The following is a 13,962-nucleotide window of genomic DNA, read 5'->3' on the forward strand; positions in this document are numbered from 1 at the left end:
TCGGGCTGTCAACTCAGAGTTCGACAGCCATCATCACCTCGTCGACGTAGTGGCCGTTGAGTTTGTAGTGGTCCTCGCGGACGGCTTCCGTCTCCCAGCCGTGACCCTCGAGGAAGGCGATCGCCCCCTCGTTGGTCGAGGGAACGCTCTGGTAGAGCTTCTCGTAGCCGTTCGAACCGGCCCACTCGAGCCCTCGGGAGAGGAGATGCGAGCCAATGCCGTGGCCACGGTACTCCTCCAAGACGCCGACGGTGAGTTCGGCGGTGTGGCTCAACTTGTCGATTTCGGGCGCATAGAGGTGGACCCAGCCGACGACGTCGTCCTCGACGGTGGCGACGAAGAACATCCGCGACTCGAGTTCGTTGTGGCGGAGCAGGGCCTCCTCGTGATCGATCTCGTCGGCGACGCTCTCGGCCTCGATGTAGGTTCGTTCCTCGGCAACTTGCCGGATCGCGCCGACGATCCCCGTCAGGTCCTCCTGGCGGGCGGGTCGGATGTGGAACTCGAGGTCCGCCGAGACGTACTCCTCCTCGGCACCGGCGTCGATCGTCACCCGGAGTTTGCCGTCGCCTTTCTCGAGTCGCCCGTCGCGTTTGAGGATCGCGACGTGGTGTCGGAACCCGCTCGGATCGATCCCCAACCGTTCCCGTGTGTCGTCGGGATCGACCGCACCGTGTCGCTCGACGTACTCGTAGATCCGTTTGCGGTCCTCGTGACCGAACTCGAGTGTCTCAGTGGCCATGGCACTCGCTACCACGAACCAATACTTAATCCTTGCCTGGCGGATACGACCGGTCCCCGGCGTGACCTTAAGCCGGCAACTGGTACAGCCGGCCCCCCTTGCACCGGGAGTCCATCGGTCCGATCGCGTGAGACGATCGCCGCCCGGTTCCCGGCGGCAGACGTGTCGCGCGTTCCCCATGATCGGATCGGACGTGGTGGTTGCTGGATCGGCCCTCGCGATCGCGGTAGCGGTCGGACTGGTCGCCCACGAATGGTCACACGCCGCGGTTCTGCGGCTCGCACGCGTCGAGTACGCCGTCTCCTACTTTCCCGGTCGTGCCGACGGCCTCGTCGCACTGGTCACGACACGGCCGTGGGCCGCCGTCCACCCCCGACCGACCGGTACCGAACCGCCCTGGGCACTCCGCCTCGCGGCGCTCGCGCCCGCCTTGCTCGCCGTGCCCGTCTTCGGACTGGGACTGTCCGGCCACCTGACCACGGAGACGCCGGTCGTCGCCGCGGCGGCGATCGGGTGGCTCGCCTGTGCCCTGCCCAGTCCGCAGGACTTCTCGGTCGCCTTTCACGCCGGCCGACTCCTCGAGCGGTCCCGAGAGCGGACCGGAACGGCCCACTCCCGCGCCGACTGACGGTCGTCGCCGGGTCGTTCCCGTCGCTCTACGAGTCGGTCCACGCGTGTACGGACGTTACGGCTGCGAACGAACCCAAAACGAGTCCCGCGGCGACGAGCCCGTCGATCGGAGCGAGCCCGGCCGCCACCGCGCCGAGGAACACAGTACCGAGCCCGACGGTCGCCCCGTACCGACGGGGCCACGGGTCGCTCGAGTCCGTTTCGGTCGGTCCCTCGAGATACGGCTCGAGCTGACCGGTCCGCAGCGTCGAGTCGACCCGGCCGCGATCCTTGTCGTACTCGATGATCCCGTGATTGTCGAGTTTCGGCAGGTGGGATTGGTACAGCGAGATGTAGACGCGCTGGCGTTCATCGGATCGGAGTTCCTCGACGGTCGTCTCCTGTTCCCAGGCGGCGACCTGTTCGGCGAGCTCGCGTAGTCGGACCGGTCCCTCGGCGTCCCGCAGGTATCGCAGGACGTCCCGCCGGCGCTTCGTCTGGAGGAGGTGATGGACGTCGTCCAGTGACAGTTCGGCGGGGATCGCCCCTCCGTCCGCGTCTCGGGCGGCATCACCGGGGTCGTCGGTCCGGCCGCGATCGATCACGTTCGTGTGATTGTATACCAGGCGGACGGATAAACATACTGACCTCGACGGTGTGTCTCGGTGATTGACGGCAAAAGCGAACGCTCGGGTCGTGAACGACCCGGAGCGGCCGACAGCAACGCGGTCATACAGCCACGAATGACCGCGAATCGTGATTGAGTACGGGTGATCCACCGGCGCTCACAGCGACGGTCGGTCGTCGGGCGGTCGGCGTCTCGCCGACATAACCCTCATTGGGCCATCGGGCAATAAATCTATCTATTGGAACAAGAACGTCATTGTCTGCCGATAGAAAGAGGACGTATTGGGTATTACTTGGCGAGATATGTTCCACCCAGGAACCTACGAGCGCAGAGGTGCGGGAAAACTGCTAGCGTGTCGACCGAGGCCCGGCGGACTCAGGGGTCGATCGCCATCGGTGCGGTCCGCTCGGAGAGTTCGGCACTGACCAGAGCCGCGTGGCTTCGGCGGAGTCGTTCGGACAACGCCTGATGGGAGACGTCGAGTTCGGCCGCCAACTCCTTGAGCGTCACCCCCCTCGGCACGTCGAAATACCCCAGTTCGTGGGCCTTGCAGATCGTCTCGTACTGGGTTTCGGTCAGGGGTGTCTGTGCGCTCGCGAGGTCGTCGACGCCGCTGATCCGGGTGACGGTCGCCCGGTATTCGTATTGCTCGAGCAGGTCGTGACACGCCGACACCGACTCCCGATCGTGAAAGAGCAGTTTCACCAGCCACCGACCGTTCCGTCCCCGAGCGGTCAGGATCGCGCCGTCGTTGTCGGTCACGATCTCGGTAAACAGTTTCGCCGCGTCCCCGAACTCGGTCCTGAACAGCCAGCGATCGCCCGGGCCGACGTCCGTCCCGGCGCCGTCGGACGCGCCGGTCGGCGACTCCCCGCCGTCGCCGAGACTGGCGATTACGTCGACCGACGGATCGGCCTCGAGCGCCCGGGCGACGGCGTCCCGATCCGGACCGCCGGCCCAGATCAGCGGCGGCGAGTCACCGATCATCCCCCCGACCTGAAACTCGAACGTCGATACCCGATCGAAGGTCCGGTCAAAGCCGAGTCGCGCTGCCGGAATCTCGAGTTCGACGACTGTGGTCATCACCGAACCCCACCACGAAGACGTATAGACGGATTTCGCTACCGGTAGCCTTTCCCGCCACCCAAATCGGATGACTGTCATGTCGAATCCAATTTCAGCCGGGACGATATGCGGGGTGTGACCGTTCTATGAGAGACTACCGCCCATTAGTGTACTAATTTTAACACTATCGTCGGGGTGCGACTCTCTACGAAGAGACGAAACGACATCGGTGCGTTCTCAATTCCTGTAATTTCCGGTCAAGTACAAGTCCCTCCGTGTCTTCCTTCTAGGTGGCCAAGAACCGATATTTGGCTGACAGGGAATACGAAACCACGGCGCTCCGTCGCCGCCGTTCTCGCTGATTTCTCCACACGATCGGCACGTAACTACCGTCGCAGCCGAGCGACGGGTCCGTCCGCACCGTCGCGGTCGAACTCGACCAGCCCGTCGGCCTCGAGGTCCTCGAGCAGGCCGGTCAGCCACTCACGGCCGTACTCGCCGTCGGGGACGTAGTCGACGCGGATGCGGTGGCCGAGCGTATCGATCTCGAGTTCGCCGTGTTCGCGGAGGGTGCCGATCACGCGACCGCGGAACTGCCGGCGGCTCCCCTCGAAACTCGGCTGGGTCGGGACGTCGGGGGCGGTGAAGTCGCCGCTGGCGTAGGCCGAACACCATTCGCGCCACGGACAACCGGCTTCGTCACACGAGGGCGTCTGTTCGCAGGCGACCCCGCCCAGTTCCATGATCGCGTTGTTCCAGACTCGCGACTCGCCGTCGGGCATGAGATCGTTCGCCGCGTCCTCGAAGACCGCGTCGTCGTCGGGCACGTCGAACGCGCGGTAGAGAACTCGCTTGACGTTGGTGTCGACGACCGCGTCCCCGTTGTTGAACGCGAAGCTCGCGACCGCGTTGGCCGTGTACGGACCGACGCCCATCAGTTCCTGTAGCTCCGCGGGGGTCTCCGGAAAGTCGCCGTCGTACTCCTCCTCGACCTGCCGAGCCGCCTCGTGGAGGTACTTGGCCCGGTTGTTGTAGCCCAGACTGTGGTCCGTCCAGAAGCCAACCACGTCCGCCCGGTCGGCCGCCGCGAGGGCGGCGGTCGTCGGCCAGCGCTCGAGGAACCCCTCCCAGGCCTCGACGACCCGACCGAGCTGGGTCTGCTGGCTCATCACTTCGCTGACGAGGATTTCATAGGGGTCGTCGGTCCGCCGCCACGGGAACTCCCGATGGTCGTCCTCGTACCACGCGATCAGCGCCTCGCGAACGGCCTCGCGGTCGTCGGGTAGCTGCGCCCCGTCCCCTGCTGTCATCGGCTGGGGTTACGCCGTCGGCTGTAAGTCAGTGTCGCAATGGGGCGGCCCCCGGCGACGTAGTCCGACTCGAACTGGAAAGGCCTATCCGGCCCGCTCGAGTCCGCACGGGTATGAGCCTCGACGATCTCAACGACGACGTAACGACCACCTACACCGACATCGGCGACGAGCTTGCGCTCTCGCTGGACCGCGAGACGCGCAACGAACTCGCCTTGCTCGAGACGGCCCTCGAGCCCGAGGAGACGGACGAACTCGTCCGGCGGGCGATCCACATGCTCTTTCAGTCGACCGTCGACACCGGGAAACTCGACTTCCAGCTGCGGACGGCCTACGACGTGACCTACGACGAGTACCTCTCGGGGATGACCTTCGAGGAGATGACTGGTGCGGACCAGTATCCCTCGATGGACGACGAACGCCGCTATCAGTTCTGACGACTCACGGCCGTCCCGCTCAGTGTCGATCCGATTTCCGTCGTCCTCTAGTAGCCACCGACAGTCACTGCGCACCTGATCACACGACAGCGTTGCGATCAGTGTGTCAATCGTTTCAGCGGCTACTATCGGCGGATTTCTAGAATTACTGCATTATCCTATCGCCATGATAGCCGAGTTTATATCCGTCCAGGTCTTCGCCTCGAGTATGGCAGTAACCCAACGTTCACTCGAAATTGACTATCAGTGTCCCGATTGTTCGGGACCGCTCGCGGCTCGGTACGAGTCACTGGTCTGTGACGACTGTGGCTACACGCCGCGTCACGGTGCCGACTGATCGGTCCAGTACAGTGTCGTCGTCGAATCGATACCCGAACGCCCGGTCACCACTCGATGCGCTCGTTTCTCGCTTGCGTTACTCGTCTTTCCAAATGAGGCCTTCAGTCTCCGCGGTCAGGACGGTCTCACCGGCCGCGTTCTCACAGACGACGTCCGAGACGAATTCGTACCGGTCATCTCGTTCTCTAACGGTGTCGAACGTCGAACGACACGTGATCGGTTCGCCGGTGTAGACCGGCTGGTGGAAGTTAAACTCCATCGTACTGGCCAACACTTCGTTATCGCTCCCGAGTTTCGTTGGCAGCGTCGCGGTCAACAACCCCTGGACCATCACTCGTCCATCGTCGTCCGGCTCGGTGTGGCGCGGTTGGTCGTCACCGGTGAGGTCCGCGAACCGCTGTACGTCGTCGACCGTGAACGTTCGCTCGAACGTCCTCGTCTCGCCCTCGGTTGGGTGCGTCATCGGAACTGATCTCCGCGTTGAAACTACAACAAAATAGCGGTGCCGGGACGACGCGTCGGCTGCGACCGTTTCGCCACGGTCCTCGATCGCTCGAGTCACGCGCGGAATCCGGATCGTATCGGCCGTTCGTGTCCGCTCCGATCTCGGCAACTCTCTCGGGAACTCCGTCTGCTAATCGCTCACTCGATTTCCAACTGGCCGCCGCTCCCGCCGTCCCCCTCGTTGCCGTCCTCGTTCCATTCGAGTTCGAACTCGACACTCAACTCACCGGGCCCGCTCGTTGGCCCCTCGCGTTCGGCTTTGACCTCGAACGTCGGTCGGGCCGGCGGCTCCATCGTCACGGACTCGGAACCGGACTTGAGCGTGATTGCATCCCCTCGTTCGAGCTTGTCAGCAACACGCCGGAGATACGACGCGATGTCCGCTCGGCTCTGGTCGCTCTCCGATTTGAACAGGACTTCTTCGGGCATACAGCATCGCTACACTTCCCGTCCCGATAAATGTATTCGCCGTACGTACCGCAAGTTCTACTGGACTGAAGAGTGGCTCCTGCGACCGTCGGAGCCGTCAGTCGTCGATCGGGGCCGCGCTCGAGAGCGCCTCGTCGATGTCGGCCTCGGCCATCTTCTCGACCAAGGCGTCGATCACTTCCTCGCGCTTGCCGCTGACGAACTTGATCGAGCCGACGACGAGGTGGCCGCCGCCGGAGACGCCGCCGCCCGCAATCTCGGCTTCCAGTTCCGATACCATGGTCGGGATGTCCAGCCGGACGCCGTCACTGCGAAGCACGGCGAAGTCGGGCCCGTAGCCGACCGTGATCACCGGATCGCCGGTCTCCTCGATCTTGCGGTCGTGGATCTCGCCGGTGGTCTTGCCCGGCGCGGGGTAGGTAAAGCGGTGGGCGTAGTTCTCGACGTCGATCCGATAGAGGTGCGCGCCGTTCTCGAGGGTCTCGTGTTCGAGGTGGGGCATGGCGGCCTCGAGTTGCTCGTCGACCTCCTCGCGGCCGCGGTCGGCGAAGAACTCGACGAGTTCGCGGTGGCGATCCTCGTCGTCGCTGTCGACCTGCAGCAGGTCCTGAATCAGCTGGTCGCCGGAGTTATACCGCAGCCAGAAGGCGGCGTAGTCGAGCGCCTCGCTGAGGTCTTGCAGTCGGTTCTCGTCGTAGCCTTCTTCGGCGGCCAGTTCGAGGTAGTCGTCCATCGCGTCGGCCTTCGAGCGGTCCGAGAGGCCGGCGACGGCGGGGACGTGGCGGAGTTCCTCGCCGAGTTCGGGATAGATCATCCGCGCGAGTTCGACACAGAGCATCCCGGTGGTGATCCGGTAGTCCTCGTCGTGGAGATAGGGATTGACGTGGGCGTCGAGCAGGTCGCCGACCGCGTCGGGATCGGGGTGGTGGTGGTCGACGGCGACGATCGGGATGTCGTAGTGGGCCAGCGTCTCGTAGGCCGGGACGTCCTCGGCCGTCGAGCCGTTGTCAAGCATCAACAGGAGGGGAAGCTGCTGGCCGTGTTTCTCGCGGTCCTCCAGGGCGAAGTTCAGGTCCCGCGTGGCGTCTTCCATCTCGTAGAACGGCGCTTTCGCCGGCAGCCGCTTGATGAGATGACGCGGCGCGTCCGCGTCCTCGTGGACATCGGCGATAAAGCGCTGCAGCGCGATCTGGACGGGGACGGCGGCGCACATCCCGTCGCCGTCGGCGTGGTGACGGACCCGGATCGGGCGCCCCTCGAGGACGGTCCGGCGCAGCAGTCGCGCGACTTCCTCGAGGTCCTCGCGGAGCTTTTCGAAGGCCGGCCAGTCGATCAGCGGCTCGACGTCGTGGGGTTCGGCCCGTTCCTCGAGGGCCGCCTCGAGGCGGTCGCGCGCCTCCTCGGCGTCCTCGCCCTCGAGCGTCGAGAGCCCCTCGACCTCGATCTGGACCGAGCCCTCGCGGTGTTCCGGCGTGCCGGTGACGCGGACGACGTCGCCGACCTCGATCGAGGGATAGGCGCGGACGCCGGCCTCCTCGAAGGCGGCACAGGGGACGACGCCGTTCTCGTCGGCGACGTGGAAGATCGTCGGGCCGCCGGTCTGTTTGACCTGGGTCACCTCGCCCTCGAGGTGGACCTGGTCGCCGATCGATCCCTCGAGGCCGTCGGTGCCGGTCAGCGAGTAGTCGCGGCTGACCGACTCGGTCTCGTAGTCGTCGCCGACATCGACCGGCTCGAAGGCCATGTCGCCGTTCTCGCGGACGCTCTCGAGTTCGACGACGAGTTCGTCGCCGACGGCGTAGGTGCCCTCGAGGACGGATTCGTGGACGAGTCCGGAGACGGAATCGGAGAGATCGACGAAGACGCCGTAGTCGACGATGCCGTTGATTTCGGCGAGATAGGAGCGGCCGGTCTCAACGTCGTCAGCGGTACAATCGGGAGCGAGATCGTAAACGACGGAACCCCCGTCGTCTGCGCCGGGTTCCCCGGCGGAGTCACGCGTCATCTTGAGTCGGATTTTGGAGGTGGTCGCGTATAACCCTTGTCAAGAAGCGATGGCGACTCGCGGCGCGGATCGCACCAAGAGCCGTTCGGTGCGAGTACGTCCGCGCCGAGTGGTTCCGGGCCCGTCGCTGCTCTGCTCGGCGACGAGGCGCTGCCAGCTCGTCGCCGTCGAACCCGCCTGCGGAGCGACTGCGCGAGACGTCGAGTGGCCGGGAGCGCACGGTTGCCCCTCGGTCGATGCTCTGTCGGTGCTTCTCGGTCGCGATCGGACCACCCGTACCGTCGGGGCGAGACGACGATATCACGGCAGGTATTTTATATGAGGATGTTTAAAATGAACAAGGTATCCCGTCGGAACCGACAGGTCGCGTTTGATCGTCGGTAGCGTCGGTTAGAGTATTCGCATGGAAACCGATATACAGGAGATTAGGCCGGTTGAACTGTCTGATTCGATCGAGTCAGGTGAGGTAACCCTCGTTCTCGGCGCACCATGCGTCGGCAAGTCCCACCACGTAGCGGCCGTCGGACACACCGTCACGCGACTGCCGGCGGCCGCGGCTGTCGACGATGACGAACTGGTGATCGTCGATGACTTCGCGACCGCGATCTGCGATCTGACCGACGAAGCCTGGTCGACGTACGGTGACGAACGCGGCGAGAAATCGTTGCTCACTCGAGCGGGCGGCGCGGCGTTCGTGACCCGACCCCGAAGTTTCGACTGGCTATGCCGGTCCGAGTCGGACGTGTCCGCGGCGTTCGTCGAGGCGGTGGACACCGTTTTGATGGTCAGAACGCCGCCTGCTGCGGGTACCAACGCGATCGAAACGATTCGAGACGCCGTCGCGTCGAGGCGAACGTCCCCACTGGGTGACGAGAGACGGGCCCAGCTCGGATCGCGGATCGCGTATCCAACGTATCGGTTCGAGAGCGACCCACTCCGTGCCCGGTTGGGCTGGTACGACGCAACGGTCACTCCCGCGGCGTTTCTGTCGCTGACTTCCGCCGGATCGACGCCGGTACTCGTCGGTGCGGACGTGCGGCGAATGCTTCAGGACCGAGATGTTTCGATCGAGCCACTCGGCAACGCACTCGTCGACATCGGCCGCCCCCTGGTACCGAGTGGCGACAAACCCGGTCGACGGTTCAACGATCGGGCCCCGCCCGTCACCGCAGCGGCGTCGCTTATCGCTGCCGCACTGGCCGATGACGCGAACTGGTTTGGGCCGCTCGTCCGGTGCCGACCGCTCCCAGCGGCCGCTGAGGCCCTCGAGACCGCGTTCGACCTCCCGCCGGGTACCGTCGGCTTCCTCCGAACGTTCGCGGCCGAACCCGCGAGGGGCGCGATTCGCGATCGACTCGCGGCTCGAGCCGACGACGAGGCCGCAATCGCCGATTTCCTCGAAGACCGGGTCGGGGCGTTCCGTACTATCGACGCGGTGTTCTCGTCGCTCGAGGCGGTCTCGACATCGCCTGAGACGTACGGTTCGTCGCCGTTGGTCGGTGCCTGGCAGTCGGAGGGGCTCGACGAACTGCGGGCAGCGGCGACGGCGCACGAACTTCCCGACCGGACCGACGGCTCGGACGGGAGCGCCGATCGACCGGGAACGGACCCGGAGTCAGACGTCGACTCCACAGCCCTGCTTGAGGCGCTCGACGGCGGGATCGTGGTCCTCACCGGGACGAAGGCGAGCGGGAAGCGACGACTCGCCTCCCGCGTCGCCGCGGAACTGAGCGACTGGGGGGCGACGATCATGCTCCCCGATCTCCGACGGCCCGATCGGGTTCGCCGCGGGATCGATGCCACGCCCGATGCCGTCGTGGTTGCGACGTACGCGGCAGAACCGGCCCAAATCGTCGGCGACGACGGCGTTCGAGCGATCGTCGACTGGGTCGACGAGGGCGTGTGTACGGGCGCGATACTCATCTGCGATACCAGTAATCGCGACCGGTTCGATGCGAGCTGCGAGCGAGCCGGCTGTGACGAGCGGGAGGCGTGGCTAGACCGCACCGACGTTTCACTCGACGAGCCAGCCGTCCCCGCCGATCGAGACCCAGCGACGATCGCCGAAGACCTACTCGACGCGATGGACTGGAACGAGACCCAAACGCCGTCCCGCGACCCCATCGATGTCGAGCCAGTTGCCGACCAGAGTACGCTCGCGGCCGTTGCTGGCGTCCCGGACAACGCTTTGGACGAGGCGTTCCTCGGTCGGATCGTCGCCGAAACGGTCCACGGGTTCGCGACGACCCACCGGCCGAACGCGGGGTCGCCGTGGCTCGACCTCGTCGACGAACTCGTTCGCGATGTCGGACGGAATCGGTGCGCCGATTCCGACGAGGCGATACGGTTTCGCGGCGGGGTCTACGGGACCGCGATGGCCGCCATCGCGACCGCGAATCCGACGACCGACGAGTGGATCGGTGCGATCGCACAGCACGCCGTCGCCGCCACGAACGAGACCGCGACTCCGGTGGGACGGGAATCGGTCGGCGGCGACCAGGAACCGTTCGCGACCGCGTTTGCGACGGCACTGGGGAACCTCGCACTCCCCGGGGACGAGACGAGGGTGAACATCGGTGCCGTCGCGTGCGTCGACGAGGCCCTCCACGAGGTCGTTCCGACCGACGGGTCGGACTATTGGCTTCACGTCGTGTACGGACGAACGGTGGGGGAAATCGCCCGCGAGAGCGACGACCCCGCCACGGCCGAAGCTGCCCTCGCCACCATCGAGTCGCACGTCCGACAGCACGCAAACGACATCGACGACCGGGAGACGGCACGTGTACTCGCTGGCAGCTTCGCGTCCATGCTCGGCGCTATCGCGGGCCTCGAGCGGTCTCCCGAGGAACTGCTGGCGTGGACGAACGAGTTGGAGGCACGAGTCAGGGAATCGGCCACGCTGATCGTCGATCCGGCCGTCCAAACGACGATGCTACAACAGGTCTACGTCGGCTCGATCGGACGATGGGCGTTCGAACACGACTGTCCAGCGGATCGGGTCGGCCCCTGGTTCGAGGCGGTCGGTCGGAGTCTGCGCCGAACCGCCGCGCTCGCGGACATCGATGACTCCGACGCGTTCGTCTCCGAGGCGTACGGACAGGCCGTTCACGCCATCGTCGCGGACGGCGACCTCGAGCGGGCCGAACTGTCGTTTGCGGGCTACGACCGGCTTGTCGACGCTGTCGCCGAGTCGGACCGCTCGGACGACGAGTGGGAGAGCCGAGCGGCCCTCCACGCCGACGCCCTCGCGGCGTTCGCCGCCGTTGAGCAGGACAACCACGAGGGTGTCAGGAGCTACCCCTACGGCCACCAGACGATTCCCTCCGAGGACGCTCTCGGATTCACGGACTGGCTCGAGTTGTACGACGACACCGTGACGCGAGGGGTGGCCGCAGACGCGCCCGGAGCGACGCTCGACTCGTATCTGGCAGCGGTTTACAGCGGTGCGCTGTCGGCGCACGTGCGGGGGTTCGACGCCGATTCGTCGACCGGTGTCACGCCTCGCAGCGAGCATACCTGGTGGACGGGGATTACTGACCGACTGACCGTCGCGGCGACGGAGGTAGTCGAAGAGCCGTACTCGTTCCTGACCGAGGTCTACGGCGACGCGGCAGTGGCCTGGGCGAACGAGGGCGACGCCAGCCGCAGTCGCGAGTGGATCGCGTCCCTCGTCGAGTCGTACCGGAGCCGTCGCGACGCGATCGACGAACCAGACCGGACGGCGTGGTTCGAGGCGTTCGCAGCCACGGACGCGGCGATTCTCGCGGCCGTACTCACGCGAACCGATACCGGCGAACGGACGCACGATCGGCTGGTCGAGACGGTGCTGTCACAGATCGAGACGGCGGCGACGGCGGCGGACAATCCGTGCCGGCCGCGGGACTACGCGGTCTCGGTATTCGGCACCGCGCTGGCGCGTGCGGCCGACGCCGAGCGCGACGCGGTCCGGTTCGGGGTCAGCGAAGTAGTGGCGACCGTGATGACGGAGTCGGCGCTCGAGTGGCTCGATGTCGACCGAACGACTCTCCTCGAGCGGATCTACGGCGACGCGTTCGCGGCGGTCGGTGGAGTACACGCCGACGGGACGAACGTGGACGAGTGGCTGGCGGCCGTCGGCGAGCGGACGGAGGTGATGGCGACGAACGCGGCATCCGACGATCCCTCGAGCGTGCTCGTCGCCGTCTCCGCTCGCGCAGTCGCTGCCTCGATCCGCGACGGAGCCGACGCGTGGTGTCGCCGCGTCGACTCGACGCTTCACGGGTGGGCGACGGGGTCGCTCGTCGACGACCCGGAGACGTTTCTGGTAACGGTCTACGCGGCGGCGATCGTCGAAGTCGCAACGGACCACGACACGGAGTTCGCGATGGAGACCTGTCTCGACGCCGTCGACGACTCGATCGCGAGGGCGACCGAGGCGGGACTCGTCCGCTCCGACGAGACACTCGAGCGTACCGTCTCGCGGGCCGCGACCGCACTGTCGACGGGCGACGGCCCGGCGAACGCGACCTCGAGAGAGTCTCTCGGTCGTGCCCTTCGAGCGGCCGACGACCGGTCGGCAACCGACGGGAAGGAGTAGGCGGCGTCGGTCGGGTCGATTCCGAACCAGCGCATCGGAACGTTTAGCAACCGCAAGGCCCCAGCGTAGATCATGGGGCTGTTCGACGCGCTGTTTCGCTCGAGCGAGATCCTCGGCATCGCGGAGGAAACGCTCGAGTTCGCCCTCGAGTCCTCCGAGGAGACCCACCCGAACGAGTACATGGGGTTTCTCCGGGGGACCGAGGCCGATCGGCTGGGACTGGACCGTGACGGGCTCGTCATCACGGACATCCTCGTGGTGCCCGGCACCGAGTCCAACAGCGTCAGCGCGACGGTCAAGACGAACCAGATTCCCAACGACGTGAAGGCGTTGGGAAGCATCCACTCCCATCCGAACGGCGTCATCAGCCCGAGTAACGCCGATCTGGACACCTTCGGTCGGGGCAGCGTTCACGTCATCATCGGCGCGCCCTACCGCCGGACCGATTGGAAGGCGTTCGATTCGAAGGGCCAACCGACCCAGCTGAACGTGATCGACGTCGACCTGCCCGAGACCGAGGACTTCTTCGATTTCACGCAGGCGGATATCGACGAGGAACTGCGATGACGAGACTCGCCATGCTCGAGACGATGCCACGTACCGGACCGACGACGGGATCGCCACGGAAACCACGTACCGCCGGATCGACCGCGGGGGAGACATGAGCCGGACCGTCATCGCGCAGGGGACCTTCGACATCATCCATCCCGGCCACGTCCACTACCTGGCGGAAGCCGCCGCGATGGGCGACGAACTCTACGTGATCGTCGCCCGCAAGACGAACGTCGATCACAAGGAGAAGCCGATCTGTCCGGCGACCCAGCGCCGGGACGTGGTCGGCGCGCTCGAGGCCGTCGACGAGGCCCTGCTCGGCCACGAGGAGGACATCTTCGTTCCGATCGAGGAAATCGATCCCGACGTGATCGCGCTGGGCCACGATCAGCACCACGACGACGAGGCCATCGCAGCCGAACTCGAGCGGCGGGGGATCGACTGCGAGGTGCGCCGTGCGAGCGCCCGAGAGACCGACGACGAGCAACTGCTCTCGACCCGGCTGATTATCGATCGGGTCCTCGAGCGCCGCGGCTGAGCGGCGACGCCGACGGCATCAGTTCTGGCGGATCACGGGCGGCGGGAGTCGCAGCGAATCGACCGTATGTCCCGTCTCGACGAAGTGGTCGATCGCCGCTTCGGACACCTCTTTTTCGGTGTAGCCGTGGGCGGTGCTGACCTGCCAGTCGCACTCGAGACAGTATTTGCGCATGCGGGAGTCTAGCTGGTACTCGGTCTCAAGGGCGGGAAAGAGCGGTGCAGGAAA

General features: G+C 65.7%; 14 protein-coding genes. 6 read left to right on the top strand and 8 right to left on the bottom strand.

All coding sequences use genetic code 11. From position 1 onward, the window contains the following. Window positions 1-13: 13 nt before the first annotated feature. The gene (locus ACERIM_RS11975; RefSeq protein ID WP_006650794.1) at window positions 14-742 is read right to left on the bottom strand and encodes a GNAT family N-acetyltransferase; all 729 of its coding nucleotides are present in this window, start codon (window positions 740-742) and stop codon (window positions 14-16) included. Between the two features lie 178 nt (window positions 743-920). Between ACERIM_RS11975 and ACERIM_RS11980 the strand changes: the two genes are divergently transcribed. Next, complete coding sequence (locus ACERIM_RS11980; RefSeq protein WP_006650793.1) at window positions 921-1,370, top strand: hypothetical protein; 450 nt, start codon at window positions 921-923, stop codon at window positions 1,368-1,370. Window positions 1,371-1,398: 28 nt separating this feature from the next. Here ACERIM_RS11980 and ACERIM_RS11985 read toward each other — a convergent pair whose 3' ends face one another. The 3 genes from ACERIM_RS11985 to ACERIM_RS11995 all read right to left on the bottom strand — a co-directional run bounded on the left by ACERIM_RS11985 (window position 1,399) and on the right by ACERIM_RS11995 (window position 4,354). Next, the gene (locus ACERIM_RS11985) at window positions 1,399-1,956 is read right to left on the bottom strand and encodes a hypothetical protein (RefSeq protein WP_373632800.1); all 558 of its coding nucleotides are present in this window, start codon (window positions 1,954-1,956) and stop codon (window positions 1,399-1,401) included. A 398-nt stretch (window positions 1,957-2,354) separates the two neighbouring features. Further along, complete coding sequence (locus tag ACERIM_RS11990; RefSeq protein WP_006650791.1) at window positions 2,355-3,062, bottom strand: helix-turn-helix domain-containing protein; 708 nt, start codon at window positions 3,060-3,062, stop codon at window positions 2,355-2,357. Window positions 3,063-3,430: 368 nt separating this feature from the next. Further along, window positions 3,431-4,354, bottom strand: coding sequence for an A/G-specific adenine glycosylase (locus ACERIM_RS11995; protein WP_049966751.1), 924 nt, complete (start codon window positions 4,352-4,354; stop codon window positions 3,431-3,433). Window positions 4,355-4,467: 113 nt separating this feature from the next. Between ACERIM_RS11995 and ACERIM_RS12000 the strand changes: the two genes are divergently transcribed. Together ACERIM_RS12000 and ACERIM_RS12005 are read left to right on the top strand one after the other, a co-directional pair. Next, window positions 4,468-4,791 carry a hypothetical protein gene (locus ACERIM_RS12000; protein ID WP_373632802.1) on the top strand — a complete coding sequence of 108 codons (324 nt, stop codon included), beginning with the start codon at window positions 4,468-4,470 and terminating at the stop codon, window positions 4,789-4,791. 208 nt (window positions 4,792-4,999) lie between these two features. Continuing rightward, a complete protein-coding gene (locus ACERIM_RS12005; protein WP_006180650.1) occupies window positions 5,000-5,128 on the top strand; it encodes a hypothetical protein in 129 nt (42 codons plus the stop codon). Window positions 5,129-5,206: 78 nt separating this feature from the next. Here the strand turns inward: ACERIM_RS12005 and ACERIM_RS12010 are convergent, their stop codons facing one another. The 3 genes from ACERIM_RS12010 to ACERIM_RS12020 all read right to left on the bottom strand — a co-directional run bounded on the left by ACERIM_RS12010 (window position 5,207) and on the right by ACERIM_RS12020 (window position 8,068). Beyond that, a complete protein-coding gene (locus tag ACERIM_RS12010) occupies window positions 5,207-5,593 on the bottom strand; it encodes a MaoC family dehydratase N-terminal domain-containing protein (protein WP_006650787.1) in 387 nt (128 codons plus the stop codon). A 179-nt stretch (window positions 5,594-5,772) separates the two neighbouring features. After that, entirely contained in the window at window positions 5,773-6,063 is a 291-nt protein-coding gene (locus ACERIM_RS12015) for an amphi-Trp domain-containing protein (protein ID WP_006650786.1), read from the bottom strand. Window positions 6,064-6,160: 97 nt separating this feature from the next. Further along, window positions 6,161-8,068 (bottom strand): DHH family phosphoesterase, encoded by a 1,908-nt coding sequence (locus ACERIM_RS12020; RefSeq protein ID WP_373632805.1) that lies wholly within the window; start codon window positions 8,066-8,068, stop codon window positions 6,161-6,163. A gap of 403 nt (window positions 8,069-8,471) precedes the next feature. On the opposite strand from ACERIM_RS12020, the gene ACERIM_RS12025 reads away from it, so the two are divergent. The 3 genes from ACERIM_RS12025 to ACERIM_RS12035 all read left to right on the top strand — a co-directional run bounded on the left by ACERIM_RS12025 (window position 8,472) and on the right by ACERIM_RS12035 (window position 13,734). Then, on the top strand, window positions 8,472-12,644 hold the full coding sequence (locus ACERIM_RS12025; protein ID WP_373632807.1) for a hypothetical protein: 4,173 nt from the start codon (window positions 8,472-8,474) through the stop codon (window positions 12,642-12,644). A 72-nt stretch (window positions 12,645-12,716) separates the two neighbouring features. Continuing rightward, window positions 12,717-13,211, top strand: a complete 495-nt coding sequence (locus ACERIM_RS12030; RefSeq protein WP_373632809.1) for a Mov34/MPN/PAD-1 family protein — start codon at window positions 12,717-12,719, stop codon at window positions 13,209-13,211. Between the two features lie 94 nt (window positions 13,212-13,305). Beyond that, a complete protein-coding gene (locus tag ACERIM_RS12035; protein WP_006650782.1) occupies window positions 13,306-13,734 on the top strand; it encodes an adenylyltransferase/cytidyltransferase family protein in 429 nt (142 codons plus the stop codon). An 18-nt stretch (window positions 13,735-13,752) separates the two neighbouring features. Here ACERIM_RS12035 and ACERIM_RS12040 read toward each other — a convergent pair whose 3' ends face one another. Beyond that, window positions 13,753-13,908, bottom strand: a complete 156-nt coding sequence (locus ACERIM_RS12040) for a hypothetical protein (RefSeq protein ID WP_373632810.1) — start codon at window positions 13,906-13,908, stop codon at window positions 13,753-13,755. Between the last annotated feature and the right edge of the window lie 54 nt (window positions 13,909-13,962).

Source organism: Natrinema sp. H-ect1 (genome assembly GCF_041821105.1).
Classification (GTDB): Archaea; Halobacteriota; Halobacteria; order Halobacteriales; family Natrialbaceae; genus Natrinema; species Natrinema thermotolerans.